14 protein-coding genes are annotated in these 19,036 nt (G+C 49.3%); 13 read left to right on the top strand and 1 reads right to left on the bottom strand.

What is annotated here, in order from left to right; translation table 11 throughout:
• Positions 1–19 precede the first annotated feature (19 nt).
• The 5 genes from CSD97_RS00880 to CSD97_RS00865 all read left to right on the top strand — a co-directional run bounded on the left by CSD97_RS00880 (position 20) and on the right by CSD97_RS00865 (position 4,141).
• Positions 20–1,705, top strand: coding sequence for a RagB/SusD family nutrient uptake outer membrane protein (locus CSD97_RS00880; protein ID WP_098031839.1), 1,686 nt, complete (start codon positions 20–22; stop codon positions 1,703–1,705).
• A gap of 208 nt (positions 1,706–1,913) precedes the next feature.
• Positions 1,914–2,831, top strand: coding sequence for a hypothetical protein (locus CSD97_RS18990; RefSeq protein ID WP_244284005.1), 918 nt, complete (start codon positions 1,914–1,916; stop codon positions 2,829–2,831).
• Positions 2,828–3,466 (top strand): hypothetical protein, encoded by a 639-nt coding sequence (locus tag CSD97_RS18985; protein WP_244284004.1) that lies wholly within the window; start codon positions 2,828–2,830, stop codon positions 3,464–3,466. The genes CSD97_RS18990 and CSD97_RS18985 overlap by 4 nt, the downstream gene beginning before the upstream one ends.
• Before the next feature lie 90 nt (positions 3,467–3,556).
• Entirely contained in the window at positions 3,557–3,829 is a 273-nt protein-coding gene (locus CSD97_RS00870) for an HI0074 family nucleotidyltransferase substrate-binding subunit (RefSeq protein WP_005824947.1), read from the top strand.
• 3 nt (positions 3,830–3,832) lie between these two features.
• Positions 3,833–4,141 (top strand): nucleotidyltransferase domain-containing protein, encoded by a 309-nt coding sequence (locus tag CSD97_RS00865; RefSeq protein WP_005824948.1) that lies wholly within the window; start codon positions 3,833–3,835, stop codon positions 4,139–4,141.
• Between the two features lie 148 nt (positions 4,142–4,289).
• Here CSD97_RS00865 and CSD97_RS00860 read toward each other — a convergent pair whose 3' ends face one another.
• A complete protein-coding gene (locus CSD97_RS00860; RefSeq protein WP_005824951.1) occupies positions 4,290–4,913 on the bottom strand; it encodes an HU family DNA-binding protein in 624 nt (207 codons plus the stop codon).
• 371 nt (positions 4,914–5,284) lie between these two features.
• Here CSD97_RS00860 and CSD97_RS00855 point away from each other — a divergent pair, with 371 nt between their 5' ends.
• The 8 genes from CSD97_RS00855 (at position 5,285) to CSD97_RS00820 (ending at position 19,033) form a co-directional block, all read left to right on the top strand.
• Positions 5,285–7,378, top strand: a complete 2,094-nt coding sequence (locus tag CSD97_RS00855) for a BT4734/BF3469 family protein (RefSeq protein ID WP_098031838.1) — start codon at positions 5,285–5,287, stop codon at positions 7,376–7,378.
• 230 nt (positions 7,379–7,608) lie between these two features.
• The gene (locus tag CSD97_RS00850; RefSeq protein ID WP_098031837.1) at positions 7,609–8,775 is read left to right on the top strand and encodes a DUF1343 domain-containing protein; all 1,167 of its coding nucleotides are present in this window, start codon (positions 7,609–7,611) and stop codon (positions 8,773–8,775) included.
• Positions 8,776–8,919: 144 nt separating this feature from the next.
• Positions 8,920–10,374: a sodium:solute symporter gene (locus CSD97_RS00845; protein WP_009037758.1), complete on the top strand. Its 1,455-nt coding sequence runs from the start codon at positions 8,920–8,922 to the stop codon at positions 10,372–10,374.
• Positions 10,375–10,389: 15 nt separating this feature from the next.
• Positions 10,390–13,374, top strand: coding sequence for a xanthan lyase (locus tag CSD97_RS00840; protein ID WP_098031836.1), 2,985 nt, complete (start codon positions 10,390–10,392; stop codon positions 13,372–13,374).
• Positions 13,375–13,393: 19 nt separating this feature from the next.
• Complete coding sequence (locus CSD97_RS00835; RefSeq protein WP_034523321.1) at positions 13,394–15,253, top strand: PQQ-binding-like beta-propeller repeat protein; 1,860 nt, start codon at positions 13,394–13,396, stop codon at positions 15,251–15,253.
• 24 nt (positions 15,254–15,277) lie between these two features.
• On the top strand, positions 15,278–16,738 hold the full coding sequence (locus CSD97_RS00830) for a glycosyltransferase family 2 protein (protein WP_098031835.1): 1,461 nt from the start codon (positions 15,278–15,280) through the stop codon (positions 16,736–16,738).
• Between the two features lies 1 nt (position 16,739).
• Complete coding sequence (locus CSD97_RS00825) at positions 16,740–17,672, top strand: DUF4922 domain-containing protein (protein WP_009037754.1); 933 nt, start codon at positions 16,740–16,742, stop codon at positions 17,670–17,672.
• Positions 17,673–17,713: 41 nt separating this feature from the next.
• Positions 17,714–19,033: a SpoIID/LytB domain-containing protein gene (locus tag CSD97_RS00820; protein WP_098031834.1), complete on the top strand. Its 1,320-nt coding sequence runs from the start codon at positions 17,714–17,716 to the stop codon at positions 19,031–19,033.
• Positions 19,034–19,036 lie beyond the last annotated feature (3 nt).

The raw sequence follows: 19,036 nt of genomic DNA, 5'->3' as shown, positions 1-19,036 counted from the left end.
CCTCAAAAACTTAAGAACAATGAAGAAATTATTTATATATGGGGTCACAGCGCTGGCGATGTTAACCGGTTGCAACGATTTGCTGGACAAATCCCCCTTGGATACCTTCACGAATACTCCGGCATACTGGAGCAACACCGATAATTTGGATAATCAGTGCAATACTTTTTATAACAACTTTACCGGCTTTGGCAACGGAGCCAGTGGAGGATGGTTCTACTTCAAAACAATAAGCGATGACCAGGTAGATGCAGAAAGCCATAACTGGACTTACACTAACGTGGTCGCATCTTCCACAAACTGGTCAGCCCCTTTCACAGAAATCCGACGCGCCAACTATATCATTGCCGGTGTACAGTCTTCCTCTCTTGATGAAGCAACAAAGGCCCACTATGAAGGTCTTGCACGCATGAACCGTGCGTGGGAATACTATCAGTTGGTCCGTATGTACGGCGATGTTCAATGGATAGACAAAGTTATCGACCCAGCCGACAACGAAGCCCTCTACGGACCACGCACCGACCGGGATGAAGTGATGGACCATGTGCTGGCAGACATCAATTATGCGTGCGAACACATTACCGCAAACAGCAATCGGCAACGTTTCAGCACCGACATGGCATATGCCATGAAAGCAGACATCACCTTATATGAAGGTACATACTGCAAATATCGCACTCAAGCTGAGAATGGCAAAGCCGCTGATGAGAGCCGCGCCAACAAATACTTGCAAGAATGTGTATCAGCCTGCGAATATCTTATGGCCAAAAACTACTCTCTAAGTAACAGTTACAAAGCCAACTATAATTCTGTCAGCCTGGCAAGCAATCCGGAAATGATTTTCTACAAGCCTTATGCACAAAGTTCGTTAAGGCACTCCACCATTGACTACACAATCAATACAAGTGGTACGCACGGCATTTCAAAGGACGCATTCGACAGTTTCCTTTTCCTTGATGGAAAACCGTTGGCAACAACCTCGAAAAACAAGGACGATGCAGCCGTATTGGATGCAGACAAAAATTACTCTATAAGAGAGGTTTTGGCCGTACGCGACAAGCGCCTGTCCGAAATTCTTGACCCGGTACTTTCTTTCAGAGGCCACGCCTACAGCCGTGCCGGTGTAGCAGCCTTCACCACATCGACCGGTTATGGCATCGCCAAGTATGATAACCCCGAAGAATTGAGTGTTAGCGACCGAAACAACATCGGCTACCAATACACCGACTGCCCGCTCTATTGGATTTCAGTTATTTATCTGAACTTTGCAGAAGCCAAAGCCGAAATGGGTTCTCTCACACAAGACGATCTCAACAACTCCATAAACAAGCTTCAGGCTCGTGCCGGCCTGCCGGCTATGACAACTACTCCAGATGCCGATCCTGCCAATAATATGGGAGTAAGCAATCTGATTTGGGAGATACGCCGCTGTCGCCGTTGCGAACTGATTATGGATAACTGGTACCGATATTGGGATTTAATCCGTTGGCACCAGCTCGACAAATTGGATTCAACCAAGTACCCGAACACCATGTTGGGCGCCAACGTAAGCAATGTGCCTAACTGTGAAGAAGCGACCAAGAACGGATATATAGATGCCTCCGATGCACAAATCCGTACTTATGAAGCCAAACATTATTTCTACCCGATTCCAACTACACAGTTGACCCTAAATAAAAACATGAAGCAGAATCCGGGTTGGTAATCAACTAAAAACAGCATATCGCGCTGTACCTCGTTTGGATTTAATTAAAGCGTTCATACATTCCATGTATCTAAATACAAATGTATGGACGCTTTTGTTATTCCCTTTAAAAGGTGTATAGAAACACGAATAGCACCTTCTAAAAGGAACCATAAATCAATATCATATACTTTCCCTTCGTTCATAACATACTAACAAGAAACATATCATGAAAAAGAAGAACATATTTTTCGTACTACTAATCTGCTTCATCAATAGTAGTTGCAACAAAGAAGAACAAACAGACGAGTTACAAGATAAGGATTTCTATTCTGATGTCACAACACGTGCTTCCTACATAAGCGGTACTATTACGGGCGAAATGAACCCCTATGTTGGTGATGGTTACTACACTTATGATTTAAGTATTCCTATACAAAAACAATCTGTAGGTATAAGAATTTCAGCAGTCGGTGGAGAAGCACGATTCAAAACAAACTACCAAGAACGATTCGAGAGTACATGGGTAACCCAAATTCCAGCAGTAAAAAACCATTTTCCAATAAATGTATTATGGACTAAAGCAGGTAGTAATTCTACCCTGATGGTACGTCCTGAAAAAAGTACAATCGAACTTACCGCAGATCTAAGAAACATCAATGTCAAAATGAAACCTATGCCAATCAATGCCCCTTCAACATTTGAATTGGGAGATACGATAACACTTTGGTGCAATTATCCCATAAACAAAGATACGGGCATAAAGTGGACTTACGATAAAAATCTATTCGCTGAAATCTCTCAAAGTGCATCTGTTACACAAAGCAAATTCCAAATAAATTTGAAATCAAAGCAAGCCTTCAAGAACAGCGATGTCGGAGTAGAAGTCCATGATTTCTACATAAATTCTATCGGAGCAAAAGAGTATTTCATGGCTCGGAAAAGCAATATCAGTTTTCCCAATATGGGTCCTCAAATAGATGGCTACAGAAATATTGAACAATATAAAGAATACATATATTCCATCAATGACAGCAAGGCACATACATTTTATTGGACCGGGAAGAATATTAAGATAGTAAGTGGTCAGAACAGCTCTACGGTAACAATCGTACCGACCAACCCGGTAACGCAAGTGTCAAAGTGAGCTACAAATATAAAAATCAAACCGATAATTTTACCAATGAGCTACCTTTGAGTGTATCTAAGACATCAATGCAACTGATTGGCCCTGACGTAATCTGTGACAACGGGACATTCAGTATCAAGAATTTTCCCACAAAAGCAACAGTGGATTGGATTGTTGGCAACGATTTATATTCGCAATTAAATCAGGCATCACCTGCTATCACCCTGAATAATTTAGGGACACCCGGAGGCAGTTCCATTTATACGACCTTAACCGCAATAGTACACACAAAGGAATACACTGTTCAGTTTTCCAAACCAATTACTTTCAATGTATCAGGAATACAAGAAAATGACCATGACATTATATATGGCTATCTGTCACAAAGCGGAGGTGAATGCGGATTGAATCCTATTCCTGAAGGTGCGCATGATTTTCATTGGAGTGTTGACTGCGATTGGGAGGTAGACATGCAAGGATATTATTTCACTACTTTCAGCAGTCGGAACAGTCATGAAATTGAACGAGTTTGCGTAACGGTTGATTTCATAAATGCATGTGGAACCAGAACATACATATATAACTATTTCGACATCGGCTCAACAAATTCAGGAACTTATTCCACACCTAAAAACAGCCTTTCTCCAAAATAGCCCCAGACAGCTTTCACGAAAAAGCCCCCATCCATTTGCTCGTTACACAAAAGAAGCTTATATTTGCTTACTTAAAAACAGACAGCTATCATGGTACAGCAAGACATACGATGGATACAGCGTTTTGAATATACCCACGAACTGGCCTGGAAAGTGATGAAGGACTATGCAGAATATCAGGGGTATACCGACATCCGCAGCTCCCGTGATGCCATACGCAAAGCCCTTGAAATGGGATTGATTGATGACAAGCAATGGACGGAGACTATAGAAGCCCGAAATCTGACATCGCACAATCATGACAACGATGTAGTCTCTGAAGAGAAAATGCAATCCTTGAATACACCATCCTTATTCGATTGAGCTATGTACGGATTGACCGACAATGAACTGGAAAAGCTATGCAATCTCTTCCGGAAACATGAAGAAATAGAGCAGGCTGTTTTGTACGGCTCACGAGCCAAAGGAAATTTCAAGCCTTTTTCCGACATAGACATCACGCTGATGGGAGACAGACTTACGTATAATACTTTAAGCAGCCTTTCCGATGAAATCGACGACCTGCTTTTGCCTTACAGCGTAGACCTTTCCATCTATGGCAAATTAAAGAATGCCGACCTTTTGGAACATATACACCGTATGGGAATACCCATATTCAGCCGCCCATCAAACTAAACTAAATTTCACACATCCACCCTCACCACCCTCACCTTTCGCACGCATCGCCCTATTCATCGGCATTCAAGAGGTGGGTGAGAGCAAATTTAAAAAGTGAGGGCAAAATTTGCCCTCACCACAAGATTTCTTCGTTCAAAGTTATAAGTCACTCATTCTTACCGTAATATCCTGAAACGGGTACATAAATCGGTTGCAGCATTGTTCCCTCATTCTTCAACTTTCCTTCGGTGCGCAGCCGACGGATATGCCGCATGGCAGTAGTACGCATCATGCCGCAAACGCTTTGAAAGTCATTCCGTGTCATAAAAGGGCGAGTGGCGAAATAGTTGGTCAGCCGACGGTCTATCTCTTTATCCGTCAGTTTAGCCGAATGCTCGTTTGCCTTCAAAGCCTTTGCCTTGATGGTACCAATTTCATTTTTCAGTTTTTGGTCGGCACGAAATTTCACACCCGCCATCTTCACCTTCGTCAACTTACGCTTGGTAGCAGCCACTACCGGTTCGATCGTGGTGAGCGACACGCGAAAGTAGCCGATGCCGTCGAGATGCACCTGCCTTCCTTCGGCAAGTTCCCTGCCCATGACGTGCGACACAGCATCAAGCACAGCCGTCACATCGGTTTCTGTCAATGAGCAACGTGCCTGGATGTCCCGCCGCAATTCATCGGTAGACCTGCTCCCATTTAGGCGGAGACGGGGATGAAGGATTTTATCTTCCGGAGATTTGTCGTACGAGTCCGGATTCTCGTACCAATCAAACAAAATAGCCATAGTTCAAACTGCGTTAAAGGGTTACATTATACGATAAAGCACTGCACGGAACACGTGCGAAGTACGTACGCAGTCTGTTGAAGTACAAAGGTTATATCACAGCCCAGCCCGTGAGCAGAACCGTTCACTGTAGTGAGCTGCTCCGTTCACTAATATGAACAAGAAAGACCACTTTAGTGGACTGTTCATAAACTCTGGTGTAAAAATAGACAAAACTATGGGGATAAGCAAAGAAACAAACACCTTTTATAAAAGAAACATATAGACATTCCACCCCAAAAAAGAAGCCAATCGGAAAATAATCCTTGAAAAGCTTGTATCCCCCCCTTTCCCGGCGTATCTTTACAAGAATATTACATACACGATAAAGAATGAAAATCACACTGATCAGAGAGGAACGCGAAAGCGGAAAAGAGGCCGTCAGCACACAAGAAACGGACATGTTGATGGAAAAGCTGAAAACAGAGAACAAGACCGGATACATTACGGAGCTGCGTAACATCATCCCGCATTTGAAAGGGACCAACGCCCGATATGAGCATATCGACAGACTGCCGCGTCTCTATCCCGCCGTAGAAATGACCCGCACCAAAGCAGGAGAACACCGGATAAAGACCTACAACGGGCTGGTACTACTGGAAGTAAACAATCTGGCCGGGGTGGCCGAAGCCGAACTGGTGAAACAACAAGCCGCCCTGCTGCCGCAAACCTTTGCCGCCTTCTGTGGCTCCAGCGGACGAAGCGCCAAAATATGGGTACGCTTCACCCTGCCCGACGGAGGGCTTCCAAAGAATGAAGACGATATCGCCTTATTCCACGCCCACGCCTACCGCCTGGCAGTGAAGTGCTACCAACCCCTTCTCCCTTTCCCCATCACCCTCCGGGCTCCTTCACTCCTACAAAGCTGCCGGATGACCGTGGACGAACAGCCCTATTATAGCCCCACCGCCGTGGCCTTCTGCCTGGAACAGCCCTGCGCCCTGCCCTCGGAAGACAACTACCGCCAACGGAAACAGCAGGAAAGCAATCCGTTGCTGAGAATGACTCCCGGCTACGAAGTGGCGGACACATGCAACCTGCTCTTCGAGGCCGCCCTCGACCGCGCCTTCCGCGATTTGGACAACTGGCGACGGGGCGACGACCTGCGCCCGCTGCTGTCCCGCCTTGCCGAACATTGCTTCAAAGCCGGCATTCCTGAAGAAGAAGCGGTGCGCCAGACACTGATGCACTACTACCGGGAGGCAGACGAACCCCTTGTACGCCTGACGCTGCATAACCTTTACGGGGAATTGAAAGGCTTCGGCACCCGCAGCAGCCTGAACAAAGACCAGGAAACAGCTTTCCGGCTGGAGGAGTTCATGAAACGCCGCTACGAATTCCGCTACAACACCGTGCTTGGCGACTTGGAATACCGGCAGCGCGACTCCATCCACTTCTACTTCCAACCTGCCGACCAGCGCGTACGCAGCAGCATCGCCATGAAGGCACTGAAAGAGGGAGTACGTGTGTGGGACCGCGACATCACCCGCTTCCTGTCTTCGGACTACGTGCCGCTATACAACCCCATCGAAGAATATCTCTATAACACCGGACGCTGGGACGGCAAAGACCGCATCCGCGCATTGGCCGACCTCGTGCCCTGCCACAATCCCCACTGGAGGGAACTGTTCTACCGGTGGTTTCTTGGCATGGTGGCACATTGGCGGGGAATCGACAAACAGCACGGCAACAATACCTCGCCCCTGCTCGTAGGTCCGCAAGGTTACCGCAAAAGTACTTTCTGCCGTATCCTATTGCCACCGGAACTGCGTTTCGGCTACACCGACAGTATCGACTTCAAGAGCAAGCAGGAAGCGGAGCGCAGCCTTGGCCGCTTTTTTCTGATTAACATCGACGAATTCGACCAGATAAACGCCAATCAGCAAGGCTTCTTGAAGCACCTCCTGCAAAAACCGGTTGCCAACCTGCGAAAGCCCTACGGTACCACTATTCAGGAAATGCGCCGCTATGCCTCCTTCATCGGGACCAGCAATCTGAAAGACCTGCTGACCGACCCGTCGGGAAGTCGCCGTTTCATCTGCATCGAAGTGACCGGTCCTATCCAGACAAACGTCACTATCAATTATCACCAGCTCTATGCCCAAGCCATGCACGACATCATGAAGGGTGAACGCTACTGGCTGGACGACACTGACGAAGCAATCGTAAAGGAGTACAACCGGGAATTCGAGCGGGTAGACCCATTGGAAGAACTTTTCCTTTGCCATTTCCGTGGCGCGGAGGAGAGCGAAGAAGGCGAATGGCTCACAGCCATGCAGATTTTCAACGACCTGCAACAGAAAACGAGGGATAAGTTGGCCATCAACCGGATAGCAGCTTTCGGGCGCACGCTCCGCAAGCTGGACATCCTCAACAAGAAATCGAACCGGGGAACACTTTATCATCTGGTAAGAATAGAAGAATGAACCGGCACTCCCACCGATTGTACCAAAGTGAGGGCAAACTTGGCCCTCACTCTTTTTATAAAAAGTATTTCCGTAGGCAACTGATGCAGTTCAACCATTATTTAATAAGGTGAACAGTTGACTATTTGCAAATTATGATTGATAATACTAAAAATACCCAAATAAGTGTTTTTGATATTAAAATAAAACGTATCTTTGTTGCAAACAACGTCCTCCTTAATAATACTATTATGAAGAAACTGCTGCTTTTAGCCTTTGTGCTATGTAGTTCTTTACTGTGCCGGGCACAAGAAGAACGAATTATTTTAGGTGATGAACAGACTTCCGAGTATTTTCCAATCCTAAAAGATAAACGAATTGCCATATTCTCCAATCATACAGGAATGATAGGAGACAAGCATCTGCTGGACATTCTGCTGGAAAACAAGTTCAATGTAGTAGCCATTTTCTCCCCTGAACACGGTTTCAGAGGAGATGCCGACGCAGGCGAACACGTGTCCAGCTCGGTAGACAAGAAGACCGGAGTACCTATCCTCTCGCTGTACGACGGGAAATCCGGAAAACCAAGCGAAACATCCATGCGCAAGTTCGATATCCTTGTGGTAGACATCCAGGATGTAGGCCTAAGATTCTATACTTATTATGCCTCTATGTGCCGGCTGATGGACGCTTGTGCAGAATACAACCGCAAGGTGCTGATACTGGACCGCCCCAATCCGAACGGACACTACGTGGACGGCCCGATACTGGACATGAAATATAAATCCGGTGTAGGTTGGCTGCCGATTCCCGTGGTGCACGGCATGACGCTGGGCGAACTGGGCCTGATGGTAAACGGCGAACGCTGGTTGCCGGCGTCACGCACTTGCGACCTGACCGTCATTCCCTGCAAGAACTATACGCACCGGACCCTATACAAGCTGCCGATTCCCCCGTCCCCCAATCTGCCGAACATGAAGTCCATCTATCTGTACCCCTCGACCTGCTATTTCGAGGCCACTCCGGTCAGTCTGGGAAGAGGAACCGACCTCCCCTTCCAGGTCTACGGGCATCCCAACATGACGGGCTACAGCTACAGCTTCACCCCGCGCAGTGTTCCCGGAGCCAAGAATCCGCCCCAGCTGGGCAAGCTTTGCCACGGCGTGAACCTGAGCAACATGAGCGACGAGGAAATCTGGAAACGCGGTATTGACTTGAGTTACGTGATAGACGCTTACCGGAATCTGAACATGGACGACCATTTCTTCCGTTCCTTCTTCGAACTGTTGATAGGCACCGACTACGTGCGCAAAATGATAAAGGAAGGGAAGAGCGCCGAAGAAATCAAGGCAAGATGGAAAGACGACGTAGAGAAATTCAAGGTACAGCGCAAGCCCTACCTGCTCTACGAAGAATAAAGACATGTACAATTCACTATTTACAATGTACAATTTCAGAGAAGGTACAATTCAAAAGTAAATGGGAAGGTACAACAGTTTATACTAAAGAAACGCCGCATGGCAAATTGTAAATTGTAAATGAACAAATTGTAAATAAACATTATGACTCCACTATCCGTAATCATCACCATAGCCGCCTACTTCGCGATACTGTTCACGGTATCCTATATTGCAGGAAGGAAGGCAGACAACGCCGGCTTCTTTGTGGGTAACCGCAAGTCATCCTGGTATGTCGTGGCGTTCGCCATGGTCGGTTCCGCCATTTCAGGTGTGACCTATGTATCCGTACCCGGCATGGTTGCCGCCAGCAGCTTCGGCTATCTGCAAATGGTGTTGGGCTTCATTGCCGGACAGCTCATCATAGCCTATCTGCTGGTACCGCTATTCTACAAAATGAACCTGGTATCCATCTACGAATATCTGGAGAACCGTTTCGGCATGTCTTCCTACCGCACGGGTGCCTGGTTCTTCTTCATCTCCAAAATGCTCGGTGCCGCTGTCCGTCTATTCCTCGTATGCCTGACGTTGCAACTGCTGGTATTCGAACCTTTCGGACTGCCTTTCCTACTGAACGTGGCCATCACGGTGGCACTGGTCTGGTTGTACACTTTCCAGGGTGGCGTAAAGTCTCTTATCTGGACAGACTCTCTGAAGACATTCTGCTTGGTGGTGTCGGTCGTACTCTGCATCTGGTATATCGCTTCCGACCTCAATCTGTCATTTACCGGTATGGTAAGCACCATTGCCGACAGTGACATGTCCCGCATCTTCTTCTTCGACGATGTGAACAGCAAGCAGTACTTCTTCAAGCAGTTCCTCGCCGGTGCCTTCACCATGATTGCCATGACCGGGCTGGATCAGGACATGATGCAGCGCAACCTGAGCTGCAAGAACTTCAAGGACTCACAGAAGAACATGATTACCAGTGTCATTTCGCAGTTCTTCGTCATCCTGCTTTTCCTGATGCTGGGCGTGCTGCTCTACATCTTTGCCGCCAACCAGCAGATTGCGGTGGAGAAGAGTGACGAACTGTTCCCGCTGATTGCCACCGGCAACTATTTCCCTGCCATTGTGGGCATACTGTTCATCATCGGCCTGATTTCTTCTGCCTATTCAGCCGCAGGCTCGGCACTCACCGCGCTGACCACTTCCTTCACCGTAGACATTCTGGGAACGAAAGGCAAGTCGGAAGAGACGGTTGTGAAGATGCGCAAGAAAGTGCACATCGGCATGGCGGTTGTCATGGGAATCACCATTTTCGTATTCAATCTTCTCAACAACACCAGTGTCATCGACGCTGTATATATTCTGGCAAGCTATACCTACGGTCCTATCCTGGGTCTGTTTGCTTTCGGCATTTTCATGAAACAACAAGTGCGTGACAAGTACATCCCGTTAGTTGCCATCGCCTCCCCGGTTCTCTGCTTCATTCTGCAGAAGAATTCCGAAGCCTGGTTCGGAGGTTATCAATTCAGCTACGAATTGCTGATTTTCAATGCACTGTTCACTTTCATCGGTCTCTGTCTATTGATTAAGAAAGATAAAAAGAACAATTAACTTAATACATCATCTATGAATGTAAGACGTCAGTTTTTACTTAGTCTGCTTGCCGCCTCCCTCTTCCCCCACGCGGGAGGCGCGCAAGGACTTCCGACGGATGTCCGTCAGGCAATCGGGAAATTCCTGGATACCACCGCACGAAAAGAAGTTTCCGTAGGACGTATCAGCATCGACTCAGTGGCTGTGGAAGGAAATACACTGCAACTGTTTGCCAACATGAACTGTGCCTATATTCCTTTCCGTGAGGACAATGTGGCCGAAATCTACCAAGGCGTAAGCGCCCTGCTGCCGGCGGAGTTTGCCAAATACAAGCTGCAAATCCGTACCAACAAGCGCAGTATCGAAGAACTGGTTCCCCAAGCCCTGCGCAGTAAAAAAGACAAAAAGACGAAGACATTCAGCCCCGTCGCTTCCAAGCCTCTGGTTACCGAAGTTTCCTCCCCCTACACCCCCACCAACGGCTTGCATAACCGGCATATCGCCCTATGGCAAAGCCACGGCTGGTACTACGAATCAAAACTCGACCGCTGGGAATGGCAGCGTGCGCGTATCTTCCAGACAGTGGAAGACCTCTACACCCAGAGCTACGTATTGCCCTTCCTCGTACCGATGTTGGAAAATGCCGGTGCCAATGTGCTGCTTCCCCGCGAACGCGATTGCCAGACGGCAGAAGTCATCGTAGACAATGACGGTTGCCTGACCGGCCGTTCCGTCTATACAGAAAATTCCGGTGACAAGCTCTGGAGTCAGGGAGAAGGACAAGGCTTCGCCCACCTGCGCCCCCAATACATAGACTTTGAGAATCCTTTCAAGGAAGGCACCTACCGCGCCATAGAAACCATCAAGAAAGGAAACGCAAGCACCGCCGAATGGATTCCCGAAATCCCTTCGACCGGACAATACGCCGTATACGTCTCTTACCAAACCTTGCCAAACAGCGCGGACGATGCCCTTTACACCGTCTATCACAAAGGCGGCACCACGCAGTTCAAGGTAAACCAGCAAATGGGAGGCGGCACCTGGATTTACCTCGGCACCTTCGGCTTCAATGCCGGCCGGAACAATGAATGCAAAGTCGTTCTGAACAACCTTTCCTCCAAAGTAGGAAGAATCATCACTGCCGACGCCGTGAAGATAGGCGGCGGCATGGGGAACATAGCCCGGGGAGAAGTCAGCGGTTATCCCCGTTTCTGCGAAGCCGCCCGCTACTGGCTGCAATGGGCAGGCATACCGGACAGCGTATATTCAGAAAGCAACGGCAAGAATGACTATACCGACGACTATAAATGCCGTGGTATCTGGGTGAACTACCTTTCCGGAGGCTCTGCCGTGAACCCGACGGAAAAAGGGCTGAACATCCCTGTCAACATGGCCTTTGCCTTCCACTCCGATGCAGGAACTACACTGAACGATTCCATCATCGGGACACTCGGCATCTACTATACCAACGCCTACAATGAGAAATTCGCCAACGGAGCATCCCGCTACTTGAGCCACGACCTGACAGACTTGATTCAGTCCAACATCGTGCGTGACGTGCGTACCCTCTACGAACCCCAATGGACACGCCGAGGCAAATGGAACCAATCCTACTATGAGGCCCGTGTACCCCGCGTACCTACCATGCTACTCGAACTACTTTCCCATCAAAACTTTGCAGACATGCGCTACGGACTGGACCCGCGTTTCCGTTTCACCGTAAGCCGCGCCATCTACAAAGGTATGCTTCAGTTCCTCTGCTCACAATACAACATGGATTATGTAGTGCAACCGTTACCGGTAGACCACATGGCCTTGCGCATGACCAGCGAGAACGAAGTGGAACTGACCTGGCAACCCGTAGCGGATGCGTTGGAACCAACTGCCGTAGCAGAGAAATACATTGTTTATACCCGTATCGGTGACGGGGATTTCGACAACGGAGTATTGGTGGACGGCAACAGTTACCGAACCACGCTCCCCGCCGGCATGGTATGCAGTTACAAGGTAACCGCTGTCAACAAGGGCGGTGAAAGTTTCCCTTCCGAAATTCTTTCCGCCGGACGGGCGTTCAATTCCAAAGGTACCGTATTGGTGATAAACGGATTCGACCGCATCAGTGCCCCTGCCGACTTTACGGCCCCCGCCGACACCCTCCTTGCCGGATTTCTGGATGAGCAGGACCACGGGGTCCCCTATATCCATGACATCAGCTACATTGGCAAGATGAAGGAATACCGCCGTTCCATTCCCTGGATGGACGACGACGCCTCCGGTTTCGGCGACAGTTATGGAAATTACGAGACCCAAGTCATCGCAGGAAATACGTTCGATTATCCTGCCATACATGGTGCCGCTATCCTGAAAGCGGGATATTCGTTTGTATCGGTTAGTAATGAAAGTCTCTCCCCCGTAGGAAAGGGAGAGAAGAATATTCCGGTGGATATGAGGGAGTATAGGTATGTGGACTTGATACTTGGGAAGCAATGCCAGACCAAGATGGGACGGGGAGGCGTAAAACCGTTGGAGTTCAAGACTTTCAGCAAACCGATGCAGGAGGCTATTGCGGCTTATTGTAAGCAAGGTGGAAATATCTTTGTTTCGGGCGCTTTTGTAGGAACGGATTTATGGGACAACCGCCTTGCAACCGCCGACGAAGCCGACAAGAAATTTGCGATGGAAGTACTGAAATATAAGTGGCGTGTGGGACAAGCGGCTACAATGGGTAAGGTGAAAAGCGTAGCTTCTCCGTTCCCCGCCCTTTCAGGAAACTATACCTATCACAATGAGCTGAATGCCGATTCGTATGTGGTGGAATCACCGGACGCCATTGAACCGGCAACCAAAGATGCACACACCGTGATGCGGTATTCTGAAAACAACCTGAGTGCCGGTGTGGCCTACCAAGGCGACTACAAGACTGTTGTATTGGGATTCCCTTTTGAATCCATACGTACTGATTCTGAAAGAGAGGCATTCATGAATGCTGTACTGACATTCTTCAATGACAACAAGTAATATCAACCAATCATCATCTATGAACAGAAGACTGTTAATAATCGTCCTGATGGCTTGCCTGCTCCCCCTGGGGATGCAGGCACAGCAAGGGACATTCCGTTTTGCCCAACTGACGGACATTCATCTGACCCCGAACAATCCGAATCCCACAGAGGACCTGCTGCGTTCCGTGGCACAGATTAATGCCACCGACAGTATCGACTTTGTCCTGGTGACGGGCGACCTGACCGAAGAAGGCGACCGTACTACCATGGAAAAAGTGAAATCGTGCCTTGACTTGCTGAAGGTCCCCTACCACGTAGTCCTAGGCAACCATGAAACGAAATGGAGCGACTCCGGCTGTACCGCTTTCGGAGAAATCTTTGGCGGCGAACGCTTCGAGTTCGAGCATAAGGGATTCCTTTTCCTCGGCTTCAACTCCGGTCCGCTGATGCGTATGGCCTACGGGCATGTAGTGCCGCAAGATATCCGTTGGATGACGGAAGAAATGGATAAAAACGGCAAAGACAAACCGGTGATACTTGTCACCCACTACCCGCTAATGGAAGGTGATGTGGACAATTGGTATGAGGTGACGGATGCCGTCCGCCCCTACAACGTACGCTTGTTTATCGGCGGACACTACCACAGCAACCGGGATTTACGTTACGACGGCATTCCGGGCGTACTGATGCGCAGCAACCTGTGCGACAAAGAAGGGAAACCGGGTTACGGCATCTATGAAGTAACCGGGGATTCCATCCGGGTATACACGCAACGTATCGGCGAGCCCAAGAAGCAGTGGACAGCATTCTCGCTGACCGGACAGTATTACGACCGCAACGGAAAGGCAGAGAAATATCCTGACTTCTCGGTCAACAAGGAGTATCCGCAAGTAAAGGAGCAATGGATGGTGCAGACGGGCGCAGGCATTTACTGCTCTCCCGCCGTAGAAAAAGATAAAGTGTTCGTAGGAGACGATATGGGACAGCTGACAGCCTACGCCCTGAAAAACGGTAAAAAGCTATGGAGCTTTGAATCCGGCAAGCGCATTGTCGGTACTCCGGCCGTAAGCGAGGGTATCGTTGTATTCGGGTCTGCTGACCGTCGCATCTACGGATTGAACGCCAAAGACGGCAGCCTGCTCTGGACGGTAGAAGCCGCCGAACCGGTACTCGGAGCCGTGACCATCGCAGACGGCAGAGCATACATCGGTGCCAGTGACGCCACTTTCCGTGCCATAGACATCCATACGGGAAAAGTAATCTGGGCCTACACCAGCGTGAAGGGCTACATCGAGACCAAGCCGTTGGTGACGGAAGACAAAGTTATCTTCGGCGCATGGGACAATACACTGTATGCCCTGAGCAAGGCAAACGGGCATGAACTATGGAAATGGACGGGCGGACTGACCCGTATGCACTTCTCTCCAGCCGCCGTATGGCCGGTAGCCACCGACGGCAAAGTATTCATTACCGACCCGCAACGCGCCATGACCGCCATAGACATCCATACGGGCAATACCGTGTGGCGCACCTTCCAGTCCATGGTGCGCGAGACCATCGGACTTTCCGAAGACGGTGAACGTATCTATAGCAAAACGATGAACGACAGCATTGTTTGCTATGCAGCTCAAGGAGATACTCCGCGGGAGTTGTGGGCAACCAATGTAGGTTTCGGTTATGAGCATGCCCCCTCCATGCAAGTGGAAAAAGAGGGGGTAATGTTTGGCAGTACCAAAGAAGGACTTATCTTCGCACTGGAAGGAAAAACAGGCAAAGTACTGTGGAAACATAAAATAGGAAATTCACTCATCAGTACCGTAGTTCCGTTGAACGGCCACGAAGTTCTATTCACGGCAACCAGCGGGGAAGTGGGACTTCTGAGAATTAAAAATTGAGAATTAAAAATTAAAAGATATATCATGAATAAAATCAGTTGCTTTCTTCCCTACGCAGGAAAAGAACAAGTAGAAAAAACAGTGAATAGCCTACAGGCGACAGGACTTATAGAAGAAATCCGGTTAATCACGACCGATGCCACTCTGGAATCGCTCCCGGACTGCGAAATATTGTTTGTTGACATGCCCTACAGCAGTGCAACTCTCAAAGCTATTGCTAATGCAGCCAAGGGAGAATACACATTGCTTTATACCAAAGAGACTACGCTCGAAATGGGTATGTTTGCACTGGAACGTATGATACACATCCTTGAAGATTCAAGCGCCGGTATGGTATATGCCGACCACTACCAAATAGCAGACGGCAAGCAGAGCAACGCTCCGGTAATCGACTACCAATTCGGTTCCTTGAGGGATGACTTCAACTTTGGCTCCCTGCTCCTTTTCAACACCGAAAAACTAAAGGAAGCCGCCGGACACATGAAGTCTGACTACAACTTCGCCGGACTTTACGACCTGCGCTTGAAATTGAGCCAACATTCAAACTTGGTACATATCAACGAATACTTATACAGCGAGGTGGAAAACGATACCCGCAAGAGCGGCGAAAAGATTTTCGACTATGTAGACCCCAAAAACCGTGACCGCCAGATTGAGATGGAGCAGGCATGTACCGAACATCTGAAAGAAATCGGGGGATATCTGGCACCGGAGTTCAAGAAGATTGAGTTCTCTGCCGGTAACTTCGAATATGAGGCCTCCGTCATCATTCCGGTACGCAACCGTATCCGTACCATCCGCGATGCCATCAAGTCGGTACTGATGCAGAAGACAGACTTTAAATATAATCTTATCATCATCGACAACCATTCCACAGACGGCACTACGGAGGCCATCGATGAATTCAAGGATGACGAACGCGTCATCCATATCATCCCCGAACGTACCGACCTCGGCATCGGCGGTTGCTGGAATATGGGGGTACACCACCCCAAGTGCGGCAAGTTTGCCGTGCAGCTGGACAGCGATGACGTATACAAAGACGAAAATACACTCGCCATCATGGTCCGCGCCTTCTACGAGCAGAACTGCGCCATGGTAGTAGGCACCTATATGATGACGGACTTCAACATGAACATGATTGCTCCGGGCATCATCGACCACAAGGAATGGACTCCGGCAAACGGACGCAACAACGCCCTCCGCATCAACGGTCTGGGTGCCCCGCGCGCCTTCTATACCCCGGTGCTGCGCGAAGTGAAAGTACCCAATACCAGCTATGGCGAAGACTATGCACTGGGACTGAACTTCTCCCGCCAGTACCAGATAGGACGCGTGTACGACGTGGTCTACCTCTGCCGCCGCTGGGACGACAACTCCGATGCCTCACTGGACATCGTGAAAATGAACGGACACAACCTCTACAAAGACCGCATCCGTACCTGGGAACTTCAGGCACGCATAGCGATGAACAAAAACAAGTGATATGAATCAAACGATACACCATCTTCTGACTGGACAATTGGCATCCTGGGAGACGGCACGCAACAACTATGCCGCCCTCTCCGGTGTGCGGGTGAAAGAGCTGAATGTAAACGGGATACCTTATAAGGTACAGTTCAACCCGGCACGCATCGTTTCCTCCGGTGCCAAAGTGGATGCCAAGTCCATCCTGGAACGGAAATGCTTTCTGTGCCCGGCCAATTTGCCGCCGGTACAGAAAGGTATCCCGTTCGGAGGACACTACAATATTCTGGTGAATCCGTTCCCCATCTTCCCCCGCCACCTGACAGTACCGGAACTGGCACATACCCCTCAACGCATAGCCACCCGCTTCACCGACATGCTGGAGCTGGCCGAGGCGCTGACGGATTACACCATCTTCTACAACGGTCCCAAATGTGGTGCTTCCGCCCCCGACCATGCTCATTTCCAGGCAGGAAACAAAGGGTTCATGCCTATTGAAAAGGACTGGCGCGGACAGACTGCCGGGAAAATAGCCGATTATAGGAAAGCAGCACTGTGGTATCTTGACGACGCTCCCCGTGCCACACTTGTGATTGAATCCACCTCCAAAGAGGACGCGGCAGACTTGTTCGACATCATTTACCGTTCTCTGGACGTGAAACCCGAAGAAGACGAGCCGATGATGAACGTACTGGTCCTATACGAGGCCGACCGTTGGGTGGTCTTTGTCTTCCCGCGCGAGAAACACCGCCCCGCCTGCTATACTGCCGAAGGAGAAGCCAATCTGTTGAGCAGCCCGGCATCCGTCGACTTGGGAGGTGTCTTTATCACCCCCGTAGAAAAGGATTTCTTGAAAATCACTGCGGAAGACGTGGCGCAGATATTAAGTGAAGTATGCCTCTCTGCCACAGATTTCCACAAGGTACGGCAGCGTATCAGGGAAAAAATATGACTTCTGAAATCCAAGAACTCTAATTTTAAAGAAATACCATTATGAAAGAGCCCAAAGTACAAGTAGGCATTCTGTTTGAACCGCAGATAGAATTCGTTTTGCTGAATCCGTATCGCATGGACGGAACGGAAGTCAGCGGCAAGCAGGTAGTGACCTACGACGAAGGCAAGATTCTCTGGAATGGACGCCGGTATGACGAACTGCTGTTTGAACCGCAACACGAGCAGACCGATGCCTTCGAACTATTGGACGTTACCATCGGCATCAATTTCCATTGGGAGCGCAAGGAAGACCAGCGTTTTCTGGGTGCTCTCAAAATCATCGTTGAGAATGGAAAGCTCACCGGCATCAACGTCATCCATGTAGAAGATTATCTGACCAGCGTCATCTCCTCCGAGATGAGTGCCACCGCTTCTCCGGAGCTGCTCAAGGCACACGCTGTCATCTCCCGAAGCTGGCTACTGGCACAAATACAAAAGAATAAGGAAATCACCGAAGCCCAAGCTAACTACTCGGCCTTTACGCAGACCGACGAAGAGCTGATTCGCTGGTACGACCGAGAGGACCACACCCACTTCGATGTATGCGCCGACGACCATTGTCAGCGCTACCAGGGTATTACACGTGCCTCTACCGATATTGTGAAACAAGCCATCTCCGCTACCCGCGGCCAGGTACTGACATCTGATGGTAAGATTTGCGACGCCCGTTTCTCCAAATGCTGCGGCGGTGCTTTCGAGGAGTTCCAATACTGCTGGGAAGACATCAAATACCCCTATCTTGCCCAACAACGAGACAGCAAAACGCACGCCACACTGCCCGATTTGACGCAGGAAGTCGAAGCGGACCGCTGGATTCGTACCTCCCCCGAAGCATTCTGCAACACCACCGACAAGAAAATCCTCTCGCAGGTACTCAATAACTATGACCAGGAGACTACGGACTTCTATCGCTGGAAAGTGGAATATACCCAGGAAGAGCTTTCAGCCCTCATTCTGAAACGTTCAGGCATTGACTACGGACAAATCATCGACCTTATCCCCATAGCCCGCGGAACCAGCGGACGCCTCTGGAAACTGAAGATTGTGGGAACCAAACGCACACTCACCATCGGCAAGGAACTGGAAATCCGCCGCACGCTCTCCACTTCACACCTCTACAGCTCTGCCTTCGTGGTAGACAAAGAGGAGTTGTCCGCCGAAGGCATTCCCGGACGCTTCATCCTCACCGGTGCCGGTTGGGGGCATGGTGTGGGACTTTGCCAAATAGGTGCAGCCGTGATGGGCGAGCAAGGGTATAAGTATGATGCAATACTGTTGCACTACTATATAGGTGCCAGCATTGACAAGCTGTATGAATAATCG

Origin of the sequence: Bacteroides sp. AR29 (assembly GCF_900217715.1) — a bacterium.
GTDB classification, from domain to species: Bacteria; Bacteroidota; Bacteroidia; order Bacteroidales; family Bacteroidaceae; genus Bacteroides; species Bacteroides uniformis.
This window is presented reverse-complemented; position numbering and strand designations above follow the sequence as displayed.

Excerpts from the sequence above, each read along its gene's own strand:
- CSD97_RS00880 (WP_098031839.1), top strand. The coding sequence starts at position 20 with ATGAAGAAATTATTTATATATGGGGTCACAGCGCTGGCGATGTTAACC.
- CSD97_RS18990 (WP_244284005.1), top strand. The coding sequence starts at position 1,914 with ATGAAAAAGAAGAACATATTTTTCGTACTACTAATCTGCTTCATCAAT.
- CSD97_RS00870 (WP_005824947.1), top strand. The coding sequence starts at position 3,557 with ATGGTACAGCAAGACATACGATGGATACAGCGTTTTGAATATACCCAC.
- CSD97_RS00865 (WP_005824948.1), top strand. The coding sequence starts at position 3,833 with ATGTACGGATTGACCGACAATGAACTGGAAAAGCTATGCAATCTCTTC.
- CSD97_RS00860 (WP_005824951.1), bottom strand. The coding sequence starts at position 4,913 with ATGGCTATTTTGTTTGATTGGTACGAGAATCCGGACTCGTACGACAAA.
- CSD97_RS00855 (WP_098031838.1), top strand. The coding sequence starts at position 5,285 with ATGAAAATCACACTGATCAGAGAGGAACGCGAAAGCGGAAAAGAGGCC.
- CSD97_RS00850 (WP_098031837.1), top strand. The coding sequence starts at position 7,609 with ATGAAGAAACTGCTGCTTTTAGCCTTTGTGCTATGTAGTTCTTTACTG.
- CSD97_RS00845 (WP_009037758.1), top strand. The coding sequence starts at position 8,920 with ATGACTCCACTATCCGTAATCATCACCATAGCCGCCTACTTCGCGATA.
- CSD97_RS00840 (WP_098031836.1), top strand. The coding sequence starts at position 10,390 with ATGAATGTAAGACGTCAGTTTTTACTTAGTCTGCTTGCCGCCTCCCTC.
- CSD97_RS00835 (WP_034523321.1), top strand. The coding sequence starts at position 13,394 with ATGAACAGAAGACTGTTAATAATCGTCCTGATGGCTTGCCTGCTCCCC.
- CSD97_RS00830 (WP_098031835.1), top strand. The coding sequence starts at position 15,278 with ATGAATAAAATCAGTTGCTTTCTTCCCTACGCAGGAAAAGAACAAGTA.
- CSD97_RS00825 (WP_009037754.1), top strand. The coding sequence starts at position 16,740 with ATGAATCAAACGATACACCATCTTCTGACTGGACAATTGGCATCCTGG.
- CSD97_RS00820 (WP_098031834.1), top strand. The coding sequence starts at position 17,714 with ATGAAAGAGCCCAAAGTACAAGTAGGCATTCTGTTTGAACCGCAGATA.